Origin of the sequence: Providencia sp. PROV032, assembly GCF_028484875.1 — a bacterium.
GTDB lineage: Bacteria > Pseudomonadota > Gammaproteobacteria > Enterobacterales > Enterobacteriaceae > Providencia > Providencia rettgeri_E.
On sequence record NZ_JAMPSX010000039.1, the window covers coordinates 1 to 20,869 of the forward strand.

The 20,869-nt window shown below is 41.5% G+C and carries 15 protein-coding genes and 1 riboswitch; of the genes, 12 read left to right on the top strand and 3 right to left on the bottom strand.

All coding sequences use genetic code 11. The annotated features are described in order from the left end of the window. Positions 1-30 precede the first annotated feature (30 nt). Positions 31-142: riboswitch (TPP riboswitch) on the top strand. 143 nt (positions 143-285) lie between these two features. The 10 genes from thiC to PSF42_RS19240 all read left to right on the top strand — a co-directional run bounded on the left by thiC (position 286) and on the right by PSF42_RS19240 (position 10,508). Further along, positions 286-2,259 (top strand): phosphomethylpyrimidine synthase ThiC, encoded by a 1,974-nt coding sequence (gene thiC / locus PSF42_RS19195; protein ID WP_213914526.1) that lies wholly within the window; start codon positions 286-288, stop codon positions 2,257-2,259. Further along, positions 2,243-2,908 (top strand): thiamine phosphate synthase, encoded by a 666-nt coding sequence (gene thiE, locus PSF42_RS19200; protein ID WP_272680508.1) that lies wholly within the window; start codon positions 2,243-2,245, stop codon positions 2,906-2,908. Before thiC ends, thiE begins: the two co-directional genes overlap by 17 nt. Positions 2,909-2,984: 76 nt before the next feature. Further along, positions 2,985-3,743: a HesA/MoeB/ThiF family protein gene (locus PSF42_RS19205; RefSeq protein ID WP_125895107.1), complete on the top strand. Its 759-nt coding sequence runs from the start codon at positions 2,985-2,987 to the stop codon at positions 3,741-3,743. Then, positions 3,731-3,931: a sulfur carrier protein ThiS gene (thiS, locus tag PSF42_RS19210; protein WP_004264499.1), complete on the top strand. Its 201-nt coding sequence runs from the start codon at positions 3,731-3,733 to the stop codon at positions 3,929-3,931. Before PSF42_RS19205 ends, thiS begins: the two co-directional genes overlap by 13 nt. Positions 3,932-3,933: 2 nt before the next feature. Continuing rightward, complete coding sequence (locus tag PSF42_RS19215; RefSeq protein ID WP_272680513.1) at positions 3,934-4,704, top strand: thiazole synthase; 771 nt, start codon at positions 3,934-3,936, stop codon at positions 4,702-4,704. Next, positions 4,701-5,822 carry a 2-iminoacetate synthase ThiH gene (gene thiH / locus PSF42_RS19220; protein ID WP_272680509.1) on the top strand — a complete coding sequence of 374 codons (1,122 nt, stop codon included), beginning with the start codon at positions 4,701-4,703 and terminating at the stop codon, positions 5,820-5,822. The genes PSF42_RS19215 and thiH overlap by 4 nt, the downstream gene beginning before the upstream one ends. Before the next feature lie 327 nt (positions 5,823-6,149). After that, the gene (locus PSF42_RS19225) at positions 6,150-7,952 is read left to right on the top strand and encodes an arylsulfotransferase family protein (protein WP_125895103.1); all 1,803 of its coding nucleotides are present in this window, start codon (positions 6,150-6,152) and stop codon (positions 7,950-7,952) included. Between the two features lie 12 nt (positions 7,953-7,964). Then, positions 7,965-8,723 carry an ABC transporter permease gene (locus tag PSF42_RS19230; protein ID WP_125895101.1) on the top strand — a complete coding sequence of 253 codons (759 nt, stop codon included), beginning with the start codon at positions 7,965-7,967 and terminating at the stop codon, positions 8,721-8,723. Positions 8,724-8,725: 2 nt separating this feature from the next. Then, positions 8,726-9,373, top strand: a complete 648-nt coding sequence (locus PSF42_RS19235; protein WP_272680510.1) for an ABC transporter ATP-binding protein — start codon at positions 8,726-8,728, stop codon at positions 9,371-9,373. Between the two features lie 133 nt (positions 9,374-9,506). Continuing rightward, positions 9,507-10,508 (top strand): ABC transporter substrate-binding protein, encoded by a 1,002-nt coding sequence (locus PSF42_RS19240; protein WP_125895097.1) that lies wholly within the window; start codon positions 9,507-9,509, stop codon positions 10,506-10,508. Between the two features lie 80 nt (positions 10,509-10,588). On the opposite strand, the gene PSF42_RS19245 is transcribed toward PSF42_RS19240, so the two are convergent. Further along, positions 10,589-11,890: a uracil/xanthine transporter gene (locus PSF42_RS19245; RefSeq protein WP_272680511.1), complete on the bottom strand. Its 1,302-nt coding sequence runs from the start codon at positions 11,888-11,890 to the stop codon at positions 10,589-10,591. Between the two features lie 729 nt (positions 11,891-12,619). On the opposite strand from PSF42_RS19245, the gene pepT reads away from it, so the two are divergent. Beyond that, positions 12,620-13,873 (top strand): peptidase T, encoded by a 1,254-nt coding sequence (pepT, locus tag PSF42_RS19250; RefSeq protein ID WP_125895093.1) that lies wholly within the window; start codon positions 12,620-12,622, stop codon positions 13,871-13,873. Beyond that, positions 13,870-15,243 (top strand): C4-dicarboxylate transporter DcuC, encoded by a 1,374-nt coding sequence (gene dcuC / locus PSF42_RS19255; RefSeq protein WP_272680512.1) that lies wholly within the window; start codon positions 13,870-13,872, stop codon positions 15,241-15,243. The genes pepT and dcuC overlap by 4 nt, the downstream gene beginning before the upstream one ends. 72 nt (positions 15,244-15,315) lie before the next feature. On the opposite strand, the gene PSF42_RS19260 is transcribed toward dcuC, so the two are convergent. Further along, entirely contained in the window at positions 15,316-16,176 is an 861-nt protein-coding gene (locus PSF42_RS19260; RefSeq protein ID WP_254879822.1) for a VWA domain-containing protein, read from the bottom strand. 389 nt (positions 16,177-16,565) lie between these two features. Next, positions 16,566-20,789, bottom strand: a complete 4,224-nt coding sequence (gene rpoC / locus PSF42_RS19265) for a DNA-directed RNA polymerase subunit beta' (protein WP_125895089.1) — start codon at positions 20,787-20,789, stop codon at positions 16,566-16,568. Positions 20,790-20,869 lie beyond the last annotated feature (80 nt).

Consider the following 20,869-nt stretch of genomic DNA (forward strand, 5'->3'; position numbering starts at 1 on the left):
TTGAAGAATAACGAGGAAAGCTTATACTGAAACCTCTTGTCGGAGTGCCTAGCATGCAATGCATCAGGCTGAGACCGTTAATTCGGGATCCGCGGAACCTGATCGGGTTAATACCCGCGAAGGGAACAAGAGTAATCACTCAGCGTCATTTCACCCCATTAGATTTGGTGAAAAATTCAGCGCAAGCCTTTTTATTACTCCTCCGAACTCCTGACAAGCAACTTTCTTTCGATAAACCCGCTACACACTAAACTGTGATAGCCGTGACAATGTCAGGAAATTGCTATGTCCAATAATACAGAACAAAATATCATCCCTACTGCTGATTTATCGCCACAAGCTGCACCCGCTCGCACCCGTAAAGCTCAACGTGATGCCGCTGAAAATTTTATTAATACCGTTTCTGGCGTTTCGTTTCCTAATTCACAGCGCATTTATTTACAAGGTTCTAGAGACGATATCCAAGTCCCGATGCGAGAAATCCAACTCTCTCAAACCTTGATCGGGGGCGATAAAGACAACCCACAATTTGAAGATAACGAACCTGTTCCTATCTATGATACATCTGGCCCTTACGGCGACCCAGTTTCTGAATTAAATGTCCATAAAGGCCTTAAAAAAATTCGTGCGCCATGGATAAGTGAACGTGCTGATACCGTACCTGTCGAAAATTTAAGCTCCGATTTTACCCAACAACGTCTTGCTGATGCAGGCCTTGACCATCTGCGCTTTAACAACCGCCCCCACCCATTAAAAGCCCAACCTAACAAATGTGTTACCCAATTACACTATGCACGAAAAGGTATCGTAACCCCTGAAATGGAGTTTATTGCCATCCGTGAAAATATGGGGCGTGAACGCATTCGTGGCGAAGTTTTATTACAACAACACCCAGGCCAAAGCTTTGGCGCAAATTTACCGGAAAATATTACCCCTGAATTTGTTCGCCAAGAAGTGGCAGCCGGCCGCGCCATCATCCCTGCTAATATTAACCATCCCGAATCAGAACCGATGATCATTGGCCGTAATTTCTTGGTTAAAGTGAATGCCAACATTGGTAACTCCTCGGTCACTTCCTCCATTGAAGAGGAAGTGGAAAAACTGATTTGGTCGACGCGTTGGGGCGCAGATACGGTCATGGATTTATCCACTGGCCGTTATATTCACGAAACTCGCGAATGGATTTTACGTAATAGCCCTGTGCCGATTGGTACAGTACCTATCTACCAAGCACTCGAAAAAGTGAACGGTGTCGCCGAAAATCTCACATGGGAAATGTTCCGTGACACATTATTAGAACAAGCCGAGCAAGGGGTCGATTACTTCACTATCCATGCTGGCGTATTGCTACGCTATGTGCCAATGACCGCCAAACGCCTAACGGGGATTGTTTCTCGTGGTGGCTCTATCATGGCAAAATGGTGTTTATCTCATCACCAAGAAAACTTTTTATATGAAAACTTCCGCGAAATTTGTGAAATTTGTGCCGCTTACGACGTTTCCTTATCATTAGGGGATGGCCTGCGCCCAGGTTCAATCCAAGACGCCAACGATGAAGCACAATTTGCCGAATTACATACCCTTGGTGAGTTAACCAAAATTGCGTGGGAATATGATGTTCAAGTGATGATCGAAGGCCCTGGTCACGTGCCAATGCAGATGATCCGCCGTAATATGACGGAAGAGTTGGAGCACTGCCACGAAGCGCCATTCTATACCTTAGGTCCTCTAACGACGGATATCGCACCGGGTTATGATCATTTTACCTCTGGGATTGGTGCGGCCATGATCGGCTGGTTTGGTTGTGCAATGCTGTGCTACGTCACCCCGAAAGAGCATTTGGGTTTACCAAACAAAGACGATGTTAAACAAGGGCTAATCACTTATAAGATCGCAGCCCACGCCGCTGACCTTGCCAAAGGCCATCCAGGTGCGCAAATTCGTGATAATGCCATGTCCAAGGCACGTTTTGAATTCCGTTGGGAAGACCAATTTAACTTGGCATTAGACCCTGAAACTGCCCGCAAATATCACGATGAAACCTTGCCACAAGCTTCTGGAAAAATTGCCCATTTCTGCTCAATGTGCGGACCGAAATTCTGTTCGATGAAGATTTCCCAAGAAGTCCGTGATTACGCGGCCCAAAAAGAAGCGGGTATGGAACAGATGTCAGAGGCCTTTCGTGCTCACGGCAGCGAACTGTACCATGGCGCAGAGATTGTGAATACAGAGGTCACTGATAATGAAAAAATCGCCTAACGCTATTATCACGCCAACGTCACCCTTTCCAGAGACCGAACAACGCCTTGGGCTTTACCCTGTCGTTGATTCCGTTGAATGGATTGAACGCCTGCTTAATGCAGGTGTTTCCACAATCCAATTGCGCATCAAAGACAAAGCAGATGCCGATGTGCGTGATGATATTCAAAAAGCCATCGCTTTGGGTAAAAAGCATAACGCGCGGTTATTTATCAATGACTACTGGCGCTTAGCGGTTGAATTCGGTGCTTATGGCGTACATTTGGGCCAAGAAGATTTAGAAACGACCGACTTACTGGCAATACACCAAGCTGGGCTACGGTTAGGAATATCAACGCATGATGAGCATGAACTGGCTATCGCAAAATCTGTGCGTCCTTCTTACATTGCGATGGGGCATATCTTTCCAACACAAACCAAAGAGATGCCATCTTCACCTCAGGGCTTGGAAACACTTAAAGCCATGGTGGAAGCAACGCCTGATTACCCAACGGTCGCCATTGGTGGGATTTCCATTGATAAAGTCCCCGCAGTGCTAGCAACTGGAGTGGGCAGCGTCGCGCTGGTCAGTGCGATCACCAAAGCCGATGATTGGCGCGCTGCAACAGAAACCTTGCTGAATTTAATTGAGCAAAATTACGCCAACTAGTCGATTTTTAATCACAAAATTAGCCCTGTTTTATCATCATAAAAACAGGGTTAGTGATGATTTGAGGAATTCAATCATGTTAAGTGACCAAGAATTCATGCGTTACAGCCGCCAGCTATTACTTGAAGACATCAGCCCCGAGGGGCAACAAAAACTGAAAAATAGCAAAGTCCTCATTGTCGGCTTAGGGGGTTTAGGCTCACCCGCTTCCCTTTATTTAACTGGTGCTGGTGTCGGCGAATTGTGGTTAGCTGACCACGATGATTTACATGTTTCTAATTTACAACGACAAGTTCTTTACGATACAGACAACATTTCCCAATCTAAAGCACAGCTTGCCGCAGATAGATTGCATCAACTCAATCCGTTGGTAAAAACCCATGTTGTCGCACAGAAGTTGGATGTTGAGACGTTAATTCCCTTAGCTGAACAAGTCGATTTAGTCCTTGATTGCTGCGATAACATGGCCACCCGTCACGCGGTCAATGCCGCTTGTGTCATGACCAATACCCCCTTAGTTAGCGGTAGTGCGGTTGGGTTTGGTGGCCAATTAATGGTGTTAGAGCCGCCATTTAGTACGGGTTGCTACGCCTGCTTATACCCCGACCAAAATGAACCCGAGCGCAATTGCCGAACGGCTGGTGTACTTGGCCCCGTCGTCGGGGTGATCGGGACTTTACAATCACTGGAAGCCATCAAATTACTCGTCGGCCTTCCCTCTTCACTGAGCGGTAAACTGCGTTTATTCGATGGTAAGCAGCAACAATGGAATACATTGCAATTAACGCCATCATTGCAATGTCCAATCTGTCGGGAAGAAACATGCATATCATAATTAACGACCAACCCATGGAATTCGACGCCCCACTGACGGTTAATCAATTATTTTCCACTCTCAACCGCCCTATAGTGGGAACCGCACTTGCTATCAACCAAGTGATCATTCCTAAAAGTCAGTGGGATTCACATCTCATTAATGATCAAGACAATATCTTGTTATTTCAAGCTATCGCAGGGGGCTAATGATGTTAAAGATCGCAGATTTAACTTTTCACTCGCGCCTGTTTACTGGAACAGGTAAATTTGCCAGCGCCAACCTAATGCAAGACGCCATTGCGGCCTCAGGCAGCCAATTAGTGACAATGGCAATGAAACGTATTGATTTACGTGGGCAAGATGATGGCATTCTACAACCTCTGCAAGAACTGGGTGTGAAACTATTACCGAATACGTCAGGGGCGAAAAATGCCCAAGAGGCGGTGTTTGCTGCGCGCCTAGCTCGAGAAGCCCTCGGTACTCATTGGGTCAAACTCGAAATTCATCCAGATATGCGTTATTTACTACCGGATCCCATTGAGACATTACTCGCCGCAGAGCAGCTCGTTAAAGAGGGATTTGTTGTATTGCCTTATTGCAGCGCAGACCCGGTGTTATGCCGTCGTTTAGAAGAGGTTGGCTGTGCTGCTGTTATGCCATTAGGCGCACCGATTGGCACAAACAAAGGCTTAGCAACTAAAGAAATGCTTCGTATCATTATTGAACAAGCTTCTGTGCCAGTCGTCGTCGATGCGGGAATCGGTGCTCCAAGCCATGCGGCAGAAGCGATTGAAATGGGGGCGGATGCCGTTTTAGTTAATACTGCAATCGCGGTAGCGAAGCAACCTGTACTTATGGCAAAAGCGTTTAAATTGGCTGTCGAAGCAGCTGAATTGGCCTATCAAAGTGGGTTAGCTGCACCGAAGCAACAGGCGCAAGCATCCAGTCCGTTAACCAGTTTCTTAGGGGCCTTATCATGATCCCAAGTTTCCAAGAACGCTTACAAGCGCTGGATTGGGACGATACGACACTGCGGATAAACAGTAAAACCGCTGTCGATGTGGAACACGCTTTGGCGGCAGACATACTCACACTCGATGATTTTATGGCACTGCTTTCCCCTGCTGCCCGTCCCTATATTGAACTAATGGCACAAAAGGCTCAGAAACTCACCCGCCAGCGCTTTGGCCATGCCGTTGGATTTTACGTGCCACTTTATTTATCGAACTTATGCGCAAATGATTGTACTTATTGCGGTTTTTCGATGAGTAATAAAATCAAACGTAAAACCCTAAATGACGACGAAATCATTAATGAGTGCGAAACCATTCGCAAAATTGGTTTTGATAGCTTATTGCTGGTTACAGGGGAGCACCAAAGTAAAGTGGGTATGGACTACTTCCGCCACACACTCCCCATCATTCGCCCTTATTTCAGTTCGTTAATGATGGAAGTGCAGCCACTAAGCACAGATGAATATAAGGAGTTGAAAACGTTGGGGTTAGACGGTGTGATGGTCTATCAAGAAACCTACCATGAGCCCACCTATCAGCTACATCATCTCAAAGGCAAAAAGCAGGATTTTCACTGGCGCCTAGCCACTCCAGAGCGTTTAGGAGAAGCAGGTATAGATAAAATCGGCCTTGGCGCGTTAATTGGTTTATCAAACAGTTGGCGTACCGATTGCTATATGGTTGCAGAACATTTGTTGTACTTACAACAATACTACTGGCAAAGTCGTTATTCTATCTCTTTTCCTCGCTTGCGCCCTTGTGCGGGTGGCGTTGAACCGGCATCACTGATGAGTGAGGCAGAATTAGTGCAATTAATTTGTGCTTTTCGCTTATTAGCCCCGAATGTTGAGCTTTCCCTCTCAACCCGTGAATCACCTTATTTCCGTGATCACGTGGTACCATTGGCAATTAACAACGTCAGTGCCGGCTCAAAAACCCAGCCGGGTGGATATGCAGATACCAAAGAAGAGTTAGAACAGTTTTCCCCAAATGATAACCGCAGTGCCGCTCAAGTCGCACATGCCCTTGTGCAAGCCGGTTTACAGCCCGTTTGGAAAGATTGGGATAGCTATTTAGGCCGTTAAATCTTGCGGGCTAACGCGATGTTAGCCCGCAAGTAACGATCAGTAAATGAATTCATATATAGTTTAATATCATTCATACTGTGCTACTAATCATAAAATATGAGCAATACTTATTGCCATCACTAGGAAAAAATCAATCATATTTTTAACTTTTTGTATTAATTACGTATTATATTCTTATTACGTAACATTATAAATATAAAAACTTAATAGAACATTACTTTATTGTTCTATTAAGTTATAACACCATAATAAAAGATATTTCAAAACCCATTACCTTTATACCATTATTCCACATAGAAAAAATTTACTATAGGAATATTTAATATGGGACACCCAAGTATTTATCCTTCAGGAACTACTATTTTCAATAAAGAAAAAACATTTAGTGGTTATACCCTTTTTAACGCACCTGGAAAAGGTGCGCTATTAATTGATATGAATGGTCGAGAAGTGCATTTATGGCAAGGAGTTGATGGTTTTCCTAATAAAATTTTACCTGGTGGATATTTATTTGGTAGTCATGGTTTGCGATCACCTAAATATGGTGTTCAAGATCAAGTTGATTTAGTTCAATTTGATTGGGATGGTAACATTATATGGTCATTCAATAAATTAGAAAGAATACAAGATCCCAATCAAGAAATAATATGGATGGCAAGACAACATCATGATTTTCAACGTGATGGAAACCCAGTTGGTTATTACTCTCCTACATTAACATCACAAACCCATAGCGGAAATACTCTAATACTATGCCATAAGAATATTTACAAACCTGAAATATCAGATAAATGGCTACTTGATGATATTTTTATCGAAGTAGATTGGCAAGGTAATATTATCTGGCAATGGGCATTTAGCGATCACTTTTCAGAATTAAATTTCAGCGAAGAAGCTAGAAATGTTTTATATCGTAACCCAAATATGCGTAGTGCTGGTGGAGGCATGGGAGATTATCTACATATTAATACCATGTCTCGTATAGGACCAAATCTACATTATGATCATGGAGACGAACGTTTTCATCCTGATAATATTATTTGGGATTCTAGAGAAGCAAATATAATCGGAATAACGAGCCGAAAAACTGGAAAAATAGTTTGGCAATTAGGGCCCGATTATAACGACAAACAAGTTCATCATCTTGGTTGGATTATCGGACCTCATCATGCTCATATTATACCTCATGGCCTTCCAGGAGCAGGAAATCTGTTAATTTTTGATAATGGAGGCTGGGCAGGTTATGGAGCACCAAACCCTTCATCTGTATATGGCTTAAAAAATGCATGGCGAGATAGTTCTCGATTATTAGAAATAAACCCAGTTACTCTCGAAATTATTTGGCAACATGATGCAGAAAAACTAGGCTTTGCCGCTCCCATGGATTCAAGTCGATTCTATAGCCCATATGTAAGTAGCGCTCAGCGTCTACCAAATGGTAATACTTTAATTACCGAAGGCTCAAATGGGCGATTGATTGAAATAACAGCTGAACATGAGATTGTGTGGGAATATGTCTCGCCTTACTGGCGAGAAGGAAAAAAACGCAATAATATGATCTATCGTGCTTATAGAATCCCTTATGATTGGATCCCTCAATTAGATATACCTGAAGAAAATAGCATAGCACCTATGGATGTCTCTCAATTCCGATTACCAAATGCAGCTCCTAAAGATACAATTACAGGAGTGTATATCGAAGGAATAATAAAACATAAAGTTTCAGATGATGATATCTTATGTATTGCTCGAACTAGAGATAATCATCCCTCTAAAAAATCTGATACCTTTTTCTTTTCCGATAACATATATGAAATAGATAGTAAAACATTCGACTCAATTATTAATGAAAATAAAAATAATTTGATATTCTTCGGTACTAGTTGGTGCAATAAATGTAAAGTATTGAGTGAGTTATTACCTTCATTAGTAAAACGTTACTCAATCAATAAAATCAATTATCTCTCTGTAGATAATTCTGTTGAAATCCTTCAAAAGTATTCACTTAGAAGCATACCTATTATTGCAGTTTCAAATAATGGGAAATTAGTGGATAAACTCGTTGGATTACAGGATACAACAACATATGTGAGTTTCCTCAATCAATATTTCGACAAAATAAGTTGAGGCTTATATATCATGTTGAAAAACAGTTTTTTCTTGCTTCTACTTCCAGTTATTATTTTTACAACTTGGTATATTACAACAACAGTTGGAGGTGTTTCTCCTGTTATTTTTCCATCTATTCCACAAGCATGGCATTCTTTGAATTTCCAGCTATATTCTGGGCAATTATGGCAAGATTTATCAATTAGTTTATCCCGAGTATTAATAGCCTTTTTTATCGCTGCTATTTTTGCTTTTTTTCTTGGTATTATCATGGCATTGTCGCTACGAACAAACCAAATTTTCAACCTAACATTAAATGCTATACGTCAAATTCCTCCACTAGCATGGATACCATTATTGATTTTATGGTTTGGGATTGGTGAAGTAACTAAAATTATTCTTATTATAAAAAGTGCCTTTTTCCCTATCTTACTAAGTACTATCAATGGAATACAAACGACACCTATGACTTATATTGAATTAGGTAATCTTTATCAATTCAATATCTGGCAAAAATTACGAAAAATTTATATTCCATCACTACTTCCCAACCTATTTACAGGTTTAAGGCTTGCAATGGGGTTATCTTGGGCAACAGTTGTTGCAGCAGAAATGATCGCAGCTAACTCGGGTATTGGCTATCGCATCAATGATGCCCGGATTATGCTAGATTCCCCAGTCGTTATAGTGGGTATTCTTGTTATCGGTATAGTCGGTTTATTATTAGATAAAATTTTATTAATTATATCTTATTACCTTCTGCCATGGTTAAGAAGAGAAAGGAGATAGATATGCTGTCAATCAAAAATGGATTTAAAAACTTTACTATCAATAATAAATTACTTCCTGTTTTAGAAGATATTAACCTTCAAGTTCAACAAGGTGAATTTGTTGCTATCGTTGGCCATAGTGGTTGTGGGAAAAGTACTTTACTACGCATAATTGCAGGCTTAAACCAATTCAATAGTGGAAGTGTACTATTTAAAAATAAAGAGATAACCAAACCAAATATAGAAAGAGGAATGATTTTTCAAGAAAATAGGCTTCTACCTTGGTTAACAATTGCCGATAATATCGCTTTCGGATTAGACCATATAGATAAAAAAACGAAGAAAATTCTAGTTGAAAATTATTTAAAACTCGTAAATTTGACTGAGTTTGCTAATGCTTATCCCAAACAACTCTCAGGAGGAATGGCACAACGTGCAGCAATTGCCCGTACCATAATCACCCAACCTGAACTATTGTTATTGGATGAACCGCTTGGTGCACTTGATGCTTTAACCAAAATTGAGATGCAACGAGAGATTTTATCTATCAAACAAGAAAAGCAACTGACGATGATTTTAGTTACTCATGATATTGAAGAAGCAATATATTTGGGAAATCGAGTAATTATAATGTCATCCCGCCCTGGAAACATAAAAAAAAATAATTGATATTAATCTTCCTTATCCACGAAATCGAGGCAGTTCTGATTTTGCATATTATAAAAGAATTATTCTTCAAGAATTTTTTGATAATTCTGCAGAACTTTTTGCAAGTGAATATGAAATCTAGAAGGAACATATCATGGTATTATTAAATTATATCAAATTTCCTATTATAGTATTAATTTCGTTCATTTTAGTTGGTTGTGGGGATGAAAGTCTACCTGACAGTAAAAATAATGAAAAAATTGTTCGTATTGGTACAGCAGATAATAATGGTCGTTTAAGTGGTTTGCTCGGTTTAGCAAAACAGCTAGGATATCTTGAAGAAGAGCTACAAAAAGTTGATTACCAATATTCCATTTCTGGTTTTGCAGGAGCAGGGCCTGCCGTCAATGAAGGCCTAGCGACAAATGCCATTGATATTGCTGTTTATGCTGATTTTCCAGGAATTATAGCCACATCGAGAGGTGTACCCTTAAAATTAATCATGTCAGAGGATTCTTCCATCAATGCCAATATCGCAGTAAGAAAAGATAGCAATATTCACTCATTAGCTGACCTTAAAGGCAAGAAAGTTGCATTACCACGAGGAACGTATATGCAACGGTATTTCACGCTATTTATTGAACAACAAGGGTATAAATTATCTGACTTCAATATTATTCAAATGACAAATGATGCTGAATCCGCATTATTAAACGGAGCAATTGATGCGATGGTATGGACTGAGCAAAGTACCGCCCGTTTGGAAAATAAATCCCCAACGATTACAACACTTTATTCAACCCGTACTGAACCTGAACTCTCAGGTATTTCTGTTATCGTAGGGAGAGAAGCATTCATAAATCAAAATGAGAATGTAATTAAAGCAATGAGTATTGCTTTATTAAAAGCAAGTAAATATGCGCAAAACAATCCCGATCAGGCAGAAATTTTACTTGCTAAAGAAAGCGATACTAATGTTGAAATCATTAAAAAAATACATGATTTTCATAGTATAGATAGTTTTTCTAAACGCTATTCCGTTAATATTACTGATAATGACATCAGTAAGTTAAAGCAAACTCAACAATTTTTGATTGATAACAAAATCATCACTAAGCCTATTGATATAAAAAATTGGGTTTATACTAAAAAATAAACGCCCAAATGAAACCATATCCCTTTTTATTTCTTTTCTAGCAAAGATTTTTCTTCATCTTTGCTTTTTTTATCAAAATATTAAGCAATGTTATCCCACTTGATCGTATTTTCTAAAATAAGTGCCAATATAATACCCATGAGTAACCCATTGCCCAATAAAGAACTAAACATTGTTGGCAAAGAATTTAATACCGCAGCAGGTGCTGACATCAAGAAGATACCAATAAAAATAGGTAATGCGAGACGATAAATATTACGTGCATTCAGCTTCATATCTGCCAGAAATGAAAATGAAGAAAATAACAGGGGCAGATAAGTCGCCAACATGACTGCACTACCAATGGCTAACGGTAAAGAGCGAAAAAATTGAGTTAATACCGCAACGCCCCCCACACATAAGAAAATAAGGCTACCAATACTAAAAGAGATACGTGAACTATCTTTTGTTTGAGTAATTAAGCCAATGGATGAAACAAACGGTGAAAAAGGCACCACCCCTATTGGCGCGGCTAATATTGTGACGAACCCTGACATCATAAAACTGCGTCGATATAGAGACTTCGTCGGCAATGAATTGGGGTAAAACACATCAGTTCCTCGCATCGCTCCAAACGTATTGGATGTGTTTAATATCCCCGCCAAAATAGCCGTCAATACAATACTCATATTGACTTCATCGGAGCGACCTAATGGAAATAGCACCCATTCCCCTGATGAAACTGATGATATTGTGCTACCAAATAACCCACTATAAGCAAGCCATCCGGTAATTGTTCCAATCAATAATGCATATTTACTGATACTCATAGGTAAATAAATGATCATCCCGATGACAAATATCAGTATTGCAAGCGCTAAAAAGAAGACAGGGTAATTGACTGTAATATTTTCACTGCCAACACCAAATGGTAGTCCTAGCATTCCTTTTAAGAAAATAGTTACTAACTGGGCGCCAAGCAAAAACATGAATACGACTAAAACACCCGGTTTAAACAAACTCGCCAACCAACCGCCCAATCCACTCAAACCAATAAGAATAGTCACGACCCCAGACAAGAAAATACCAATAGCTAAACTCCAGCCGATAGTGCCAAGAGAAGTTCCTTGCATCGATTCTGATAATGTGACAGTCAAAATTGTTGCCCACCACAACCCTGTCGGCCCTTCCATTACTGAGCGCTTGTGCCCTAAGAATGCTTGCAATAAACAAGCCAGAGCTGTTAATAAGAAAGCATATTGGGTAATAACAAATGTAGTTTGTGGTGATAAATGAAAAGCGGACTGTAACGTCGGAGGAATAACAACCGTATTACAAAAGATAAAAAAGAACCATTGAAAACCTGAGATAATGTTATTTTTACTTATCGTAAAATTAGGCATATTGGTTCCTTGCTTCATATTTATGTATACATTTGCATGTTTTAAATTTGATTTTTTATCAAACTATGCAAAATAAATGGTATTGTTAATTTTATCATGACAAAAAAATCACTTGTATACCATTAAAACACCGCTTATTTTACAAATATGAAATTTACGATATTTTTCATTCATTAATCCAATTTATATATCTATAGTTAAACGCCCATAAAAACAACAACATACTTCAAAACCAAAACAACAAAAACCTCTCATATTTGATAATAAAAACACCAGTGAGCGGTCACTTATCTTATAAAAACAACAATATGCACTATTAAACACCATTCTGGATTTTATATATATTGATAAAATAAAAAATATAAAGAATGAAAATATTATTTAAAATAATATCACTGAGCTATAAACCATGTATTTATAAACAGATCTAAGATAAGGAGGGAAAAAATGTTTCTAACTAAAATAAAACATTTTTCATCTTTAATATCAATAAATTAACAACAAAAAAAACTGAAGAGGATAACAACGTTCATTCTAATCCATTATTCAAATAATGCCACTATTAATTATCAATTTTATATTCTCACTAGCATTTCTTAGAAAAATGGCTCAGGTCTGATATTCAGAATATATTTAATTGTGATAAAAGAATAATACTGTGAAATGAAATTACAACCACAGATATAACTAATGTAAAACGCATTCTATAAGATGCTGGGGAATAAAAGAATGAATATTGTTGAGCGGTTTATTTCTTACACCAAAATTAACACCACCACTGATAGGGAAAAGGGCGCGGCAGGAATTATGCCTTCCTCAGAAGGACAACGCGTCCTTGCAAAGCAGCTGGTTCAAGAGCTAGAAGCTCTCGGCGTTGAAGATATTAAGCTGCGTGACACAGCCATTGTCACCGCAACGTTGCCATCTAACCTTGATTATGATGTGCCGACGGTTGCTTTCTTTGGCCACTTAGACACCAGTGCAGAACAAACCAATGACACTAAAGCACAAATCTTGCCATATACCGGTGAAGATTTGTGTATGAATAAAGAGCTTAATATTTATCTACGTAAGAGTGAGTTCCCTGAACTGGTGAATTATATCGGTGATGACATCATTGTCACTGATGGAACCAGCTTATTAGGTGCTGACGATAAAGCCGCTATTGCTTCTATCATGGATATGCTGCAATACTTTAAACAAAACCCAGAAATTAAACACGGTACAATTAAAATTGGTTTTGTGCCGGATGAAGAGCAAGGGCTACGTGGCGCTAAAGTTTTCGATGTTAAAGAATTCGGTGCTGATTTTGCCTATACCCTCGACTGCTGTGGTATTGGTGAATTAGTTTATGAAAACTGGAACGCAGGTGATGCCGAAATCATCTTTACGGGTAAATCCGCACACCCAATGTCCGCAAAAGGTAAGCTGATCAACTCGTTACTAATGGCCCAGAAATTCATTGCCATGCTTCCGGGCGGAGAAGCGCCTGAATATACTGAAGGCCGTGAAGGTTATTATTGGGTGAAACAAATGTCAGGTAACAGCGCCCGTACTGTTTTAAAAATGGATGTGCGTGATTTTACCGAAGACGGCTATCGCAAACGTATGGCTTTCCTGAAGCAACTAGCTGAAAGTTGTGAAGGCTTATGGGGTAAAGAGAGTGTCGTTTGTAAATTATCCGATCGCTACTCTAACGTTTATAACAGCTTACAAGGTGACAATCGTTATCCAATCGATATCGCTGTTGATGCCTATCAAGCTTGTGGCATTACGCCAAAAGTCATCCCAATGCGTGGTGGCTATGACGGAGCTGCATTATCGCAAAATGGTTTACCTTGCCCTAACATCTTCACCGGAGCGCATAATTTCCATTCAATCTATGAATACCTGCCAGTGAAATCCCTTTACGCCGCCAGCGATGTACTAAAACAAGTGGTACAAATCACCGCAGAACGCTTCAAACCAGGAGCTAAAGCATGATCCCAATTCTAACGGTTCTAATTATCGTTGTTTTGGTTGCGCGGTTTATTTTGAAGGGATATAAAGCCGAGCCAGTACTTTTAATCGCTGGCTTAGTGTTAATGATATTCACCCTAGCCCTTGGCTGGGGACCTATCCTCCCTAAAAATGTCGCCACCACCGGTATCACTTGGCTCGACCCCTTTGAAGTCATGAGAGATTTATTCAGTAGCCGTGCAGCGGATCTCGGTTTAATGATCATGGCATTGATGGGCTTTGCGCACTATATGGACCATATCGGTGCCAATGAAGCAGTGGTACGTGTCGCAACAAAACCCCTGAAAAATATGCGTTCACCTTATGTATTGCTATTTTTCTCTTTCTTGCTGGCGAGTATCTTGCAATTAGCCATTCCATCAGCGACAGGCTTAGCCGTACTGTTAATGGGAACCATGTTCCCAATTATGATAGGTTTGGGTCTATCGCCCGCTTCTGCGGCTGGGGTTATCGCAACTTCTCTTGGGGTGGCTTACACACCAACCGCGATTGATGCCATTCGTGGTGCGAAAGCGGTCGATATGTCTGTCGTTGAGTATGTGCTGTACTATCAAGGGCCTGCGGCATTAGCCACTGTATTGGTCGTCGGTATTACCCATATTTTCTGGCAACGTCACTGTGATCGAAAACAAGGTTTCGTACCTGAAATTGGTAAAGCCGTTCAGTCACATGAAAAAGAAGAAATTACTAAGTCAGTTCCTGGGTATTATGCACTTCTTCCTATGTTACCCATTATTATGGCGGTCGGAACATCCAATTTATTTTTTTCAGGTATTCACTTAGATGTCGTGACTATCGTACTGATTGCAATGGCAATCTGTATGGTGATTGAAACTCTTCGTGTACGTAACTTCAAACTGGTTTGTAATGGGTTCCAAACATTTCTAAATGGTATGGGTCATGCATTTAGTAATGTGGTTGGCTTATTGGTTGCCGCTGGCGTGTTCGCTCATGGTATTAAAGTCAGTGGAGCAATTGACCAACTGATTTTAGGTGCTGAATCCGTCGGCTTACCACCATTTGCCATGGCGATTGTGTTCGCCTTAGTCACTTTAGCTGCAGCAATCATCATGGGGTCAGGTAATGCACCGTTCTTGGCATTTGTGGAGTTAATTCCACAAATTGCACATAGTATGGGTGTTAACCCGATCGCGATGATTTTACCTATGCAACAAGCCTCACACATGGGTCGAGGTATGTCGCCTGTTGCGGGGGTTATTATTGCCGTATCCAGTGGCGCAAAACTGCAGCCGTTTGACGTAGTAAAACGAACCGCCGTGCCGTTGATGGTAGGTTTTGTGGCTCACTGTGCGATTATTGGTATTTTTTACTAATTACTATATTTACCATTCACATAATTAAAGCGGGACATATTCCCGCTTTTTACTTTTTCTAGCTAACCAATTCTAATGTTTACACTGGCAGTCTGAGGGGGCATCATGTTTGGGATCCGGGCAGCAAGAATCTATTGTCTTTTTTATAATATCAGACAACGTATTCACGGTAGTTATAATGAGTGGCAAGTTTTCACAAACAGAGTCGCATTCTGAAAGTCTTCTATCCGGTTTTACTGGCGGTGTTAAACTATCACACAGTATTTCCTGTAAAACCAACGAGAAGTTTGCAATCCCAGTGGTGTAAATATACGCTCGACCGTCAGTTTCTTTAGCTAGGCGTTCATATTCTCGCGTCACGTTATCTCTATCCACCAAGGTCGGAAAGCGATCTAGATTGCTTGGGTTATCATCCGGTGTGCCTTGGTAGGTATACACCTTAATACCTCTTTCTTGAGCAACGGATATCGCTTCATTATTTTTTGCGATGGCAGCACGCGTGAGAATTCCACCGCCCCCCTCCATTCCTTCATCACCCAAGACAAAAATAGCCCTACGCGCATCATCTCGCCAGTCAAAATGCTTACTAATATCAATAACTGCCCGACATAAATCCTCTTTATTTCCAGCATGATCTCGCCCATCGGATTCTTTAAACGGTAATCTAGCTTGTAGGTCCCTTTCGTTCGCACCTATTTTGATTAAATATTCACTGGCAGATTGGTCAAACTTTGTGTTTGCCCAAGTCCCTTCGATACCTAAAAATGTCGCCCGAAGGTGGGATGGACACTTTGCTGATGCAGCTTCAATCGTCGCATCAATCTGTTTGCTCAAATCCCCTGCTTCATCAGACATTGAGCCACTCGTATCGATAACCACAACTAAATCTAATGCAATTTGCCCACTCCCTGTAACGATCTGAGATGTATTCATTACTCCTACTGAATTTGATAGTAATCCATAATAATCCGAAAGGTTGGTTTGATTTGTATCAGTCTGTTCATTTGTCTTTTTTTTATCCATCGCATATTCCTTTTATTTATTTCAATTAAATAGTTTAAAAATAAATTTTTATCATTGTTTTTATTACTATTTATCTTTAGTCGAACAATTTATTATTACTTCTTTTTAGTGTTCGATATATTTCAAAAGTAGAAATACGTATTACATATTCAGATAAATGTGCGACATAAAAAGACTTTATGGGTGAGTTGGCTGGTGCTAACTGGAAAAAATTAAATTTATAAAATTATTAGATATAAAAAAAGCCAGTACCTTGTCGGCACTGGCTTCAATCAGGAATTTTACAGTGAAATCAGAAATTAGTTCTGATTGTCGCTGCTAAAACCTGCGTTTAATAGCTCAGCTAAATTCGCTGTTGCTTCATCTGCACTCACTTGTGGAGCTTCCACAACATCGTTCAGATGACGGCGACGGATACGGTCTTGGTGATACGCAAAACCAGTACCTGCTGGGATCAGACGTCCAACAATAACGTTTTCTTTCAGACCACGTAATTCATCACGTTTACCAGCAACGGCAGCTTCAGTCAGTACGCGTGTTGTTTCTTGGAACGATGCTGCTGAGATAAAGGATTCTGTTGCCAGAGATGCCTTAGTAATACCCAACAGGTCACGAGCAAAGTTAGCTGGAATTTTACCTTCAGTTTCCAGTTTACGATTCGAAACTTTAACACGTGAGTACTCGACTTGTTCACCTTCGAGGAATTCAGAGCTTCCTGCATCCGCGATAGTCACTTTACGCAGCATCTGACGAACGATAACTTCGATGTGTTTATCGTTAATCTTAACGCCTTGTAAGCGGTAAACTTCCTGAACCTCGTTCGTGATATAACGCGTAACAGCATGGACACCACGCAGACGCAGAATATCGTGTGGAGATTCTGGACCATCGGAAACTACGTCACCGCGTTCAACAATCTCACCTTCGAACACGTTGAGCTGACGCCATTTAGGGATCATCTCTTCGTAAGGATCGCTACCATCTAATGGCGTAATAACCAGACGACGCTTCCCTTTGGTTTCTTTACCAAACGAGATAATACCGCTGATTTCAGCCAAGATTGCTGGCTCTTTCGGACGACGTGCTTCGAACAAGTCAGCTACGCGTGGTAGACCACCCGTGATATCTTTAGTACCCACAGATTCTTGTGGAATACGTGCTAAGGTATCACCGACGTTAATAGCGATGCCATCATCTAACTGAACAATTGCTTTACCCGGTAAGAAGTACTGAGCAGGCATGTCTGTGTTAGGGATAAGAACATCGTTACCATTTGCGTCAATAACACGCAGAGCAGGACGCAGGTCTTTACCACCACTGGTACGTTCCGCAGTATCCAGAACAACGATTGAAGACAGACCGGTTAATTCGTCGGTCTGACGCGTCATTGTTTGACCATCAAGCATGTCAGAGAAGCTGATAATACCCGATACTTCACTGACGACTGGCATGGTATGTGGATCCCAGTTCGCAACAGTTTCACCGCCCGTTACTGCATCGCCATCGCCTTTCGTCAAGTGCGCACCGTAAGGGACTTTATAGCTTTCTTTCGTACGACCGAATTCATCAATCAGACGCAATTCTGTATTACGTGAAGTAATAACCAGTTTGCCTTCTGAGTTCGTTACGTATTTCGCGTTAACCAGTTTCAGAGTACCTGTGTTACGGACTTGAATACTAGATTCTGCCGCCGCACGAGATGCCGCACCCCCGATGTGGAACGTACGCATCGTTAACTGTGTACCCGGCTCACCGATTGACTGTGCCGCGATAACCCCGATAGCTTCACCTTTGTTGATGATATGACCACGAGCAAGGTCACGACCATAACAGTGAGCACACACACCGAAGTCAGTTTCACAACTTACAACTGAACGAACTTTAACGCTGTCGACTGAGTTAGCTTCTAACAGGTCACACAGTTTTTCGTGCAGTAATGTATTACGTGGAACCAGAATGTCTGCCGTTCCTGGGATCAGGATATCTTCTGCAGTCACACGACCCAGTACACGCTCACGCAGTGGTTCTTTAACGTCACCACCCTCGATAACCGGAGTCATCAGGATACCTTCGTGAGTTCCACAGTCGTCTTCAGTCACAACCAAGTCCTGTGCAACGTCAACTAAACGACGAGTCAGATAACCAGAGTTTGCTGTTTTTAATGCGGTATCGGCAAGACCTTTACGCGCACCATGCGTAGAAATAAAGTACTGGAGAACGTTCAGACCTTCACGGAAGTTTGCCGTGATTGGTGTTTCGATAATGGAGCCATCTGGCTTAGCCATCAGACCACGCATACCCGCTAACTGACGGATCTGAGCGGCGGAACCACGAGCACCGGAGTCGGCCATCATAAAGATACTGTTGAAAGAAACTTGTTGCTCTTCAACACCATCACGGTTAATAACCGCTTCAGTCGACAAGTTTTCCATCATCGCTTTAGCAACACGTTCGTTTGCCGCTGCCCAGATATCGATAACTTTGTTGTAACGTTCGCCTGCTGTAACCAGACCAGACTGGAACTGTTCCTGAATTTCTGCGACTTCCGCTTCTGCTTCGGCGATGATCCCAGCTTTTTTCTCTGGAATAACCATATCGTCGATACCAACTGATGCACCAGAGCGTGCTGCATAGGCAAAACCGGTATACATGATTTGGTCAGCAAAAATAACCGTAGGCTTCAGGCCCAGAACACGGTAACAGGTGTTCAGCATTTTGGAGATCGCTTTCTTACCTAACGCTTGGTTAACTAGCGCAAACGGCAGACCTTTTGGTACGATCATCCATAAAATTGCACGACCAACAGTGGTGTCAACTAAACCAGTATTGATAGTGATGTTACCTTCCGAATCTTTCACTTCTTCAGTGATACGGACTTTAACGCGGGCATGCAATGAAGCATGACCTGAACGGTAAACACGCTCAGCTTCTTTAGGACCGGCTAATACCATGCCCTCGCCTTTCGCGTTTACGCAGTCACGTGTCATGTAGTAAAGACCTAATACAACGTCCTGTGAAGGAACGATAATAGGCTCACCACTTGCAGGTGACAGGATGTTGTTGGTTGACATCATCAACGCACGTGCTTCTAACTGAGCTTCCAAAGTCAGAGGAACGTGTACCGCCATTTGGTCTCCATCGAAGTCGGCGTTATATGCCGCACAAACGAGTGGGTGCAATTGGATAGCTTTACCTTCGATCAGAATAGGTTCGAAAGCTTGGATACCCAGACGGTGAAGTGTTGGTGCACGGTTCAGCATGACTGGGTGTTCACGGATAACTTCATCCAAGATATCCCAAACAACCGCTTCTTCGCGCTCAACCATTTTCTTCGCAGCTTTAATGGTTGTTGCCAGACCACGTAATTCTAATTTGCCGTAGATGAATGGTTTGAATAATTCAAGAGCCATTTTCTTCGGCAGACCGCACTGATGCAGACGCAGGTATGGACCTACGGTGATAACAGAACGACCTGAGTAGTCAACACGCTTACCAAGTAAGTTCTGACGGAAACGACCTTGTTTACCTTTGATCATATCTGCCAAAGATTTCAGAGGGCGTTTGTTAGAACCTGTGATTGCGCGACCACGACGACCGTTATCTAACAGGGCGTCAACCGCTTCTTGCAACATACGTTTTTCGTTACGTACGATGATGTCTGGCGCAGCCAGATCCAGAAGACGTTTCAGACGGTTATTACGGTTGATTACGCGACGATACAGATCGTTCAGATCCGATGTTGCGAAACGACCACCATCGAGTGGAACTAATGGACGCAGATCCGGTGGTAATACTGGCAGCACGTTTAAGATCATCCACTCTGGTTTGTTACCAGATTGAATGAAGGCTTCCAGCAGTTTGATACGCTTGGTCAGCTTCTTACGCTTAGTTTCAGAGTTAGTTTCGTTTAACTCTTCGCGCAGCGTTTCACACTCGTTCTCAAGATCGAGGTTTTTCAGCAGGCCTTGGATTGCTTCCGCACCCATTTTCGCATCAAATTCGTCACCGAACTCTTCCAGCGCATCTAAGTATTGCTCTTCTGTCAGAATCTGTGCACGCTCAAGGCTAGTCATACCGCCTTCAACAACCACATATGATTCAAAGTACAGAACGCGTTCGATATCACGCAGTGGCATATCAAGCAGCAAACCGATACGGGATGGCAGTGATTTTAAGAACCAAATGTGTGCAGTCGGAGAGGCAAGTTCAATGTGACCCATGCGCTCACGACGGACTTTGGTCTGTGTAACTTCAACGCCACACTTCTCACAAATCACACCACGGTGTTTTAAACGCTTGTACTTACCGCACAGACATTCGTAGTCTTTTACTGGCCCGAAAATACGCGCACAGAAAAGACCGTCACGCTCAGGCTTGAACGTACGGTAGTTAATGGTTTCTGGCTTTTTAACTTCACCGAATGACCATGAACGGATCATATCAGGTGATGCCAGAGCAATCTTGATAGCATCAAACTCTTCGGTCTTGGTTTGCGCTTTCAGAAACTTTATTAAGTCTTTCACAAAATGCTCCTGTCGGAGTTAGACCTGTCAGGTGAGTGTTCAAAGACACTCTCCCCAAATCCCAGTGCTTACATGTGCCG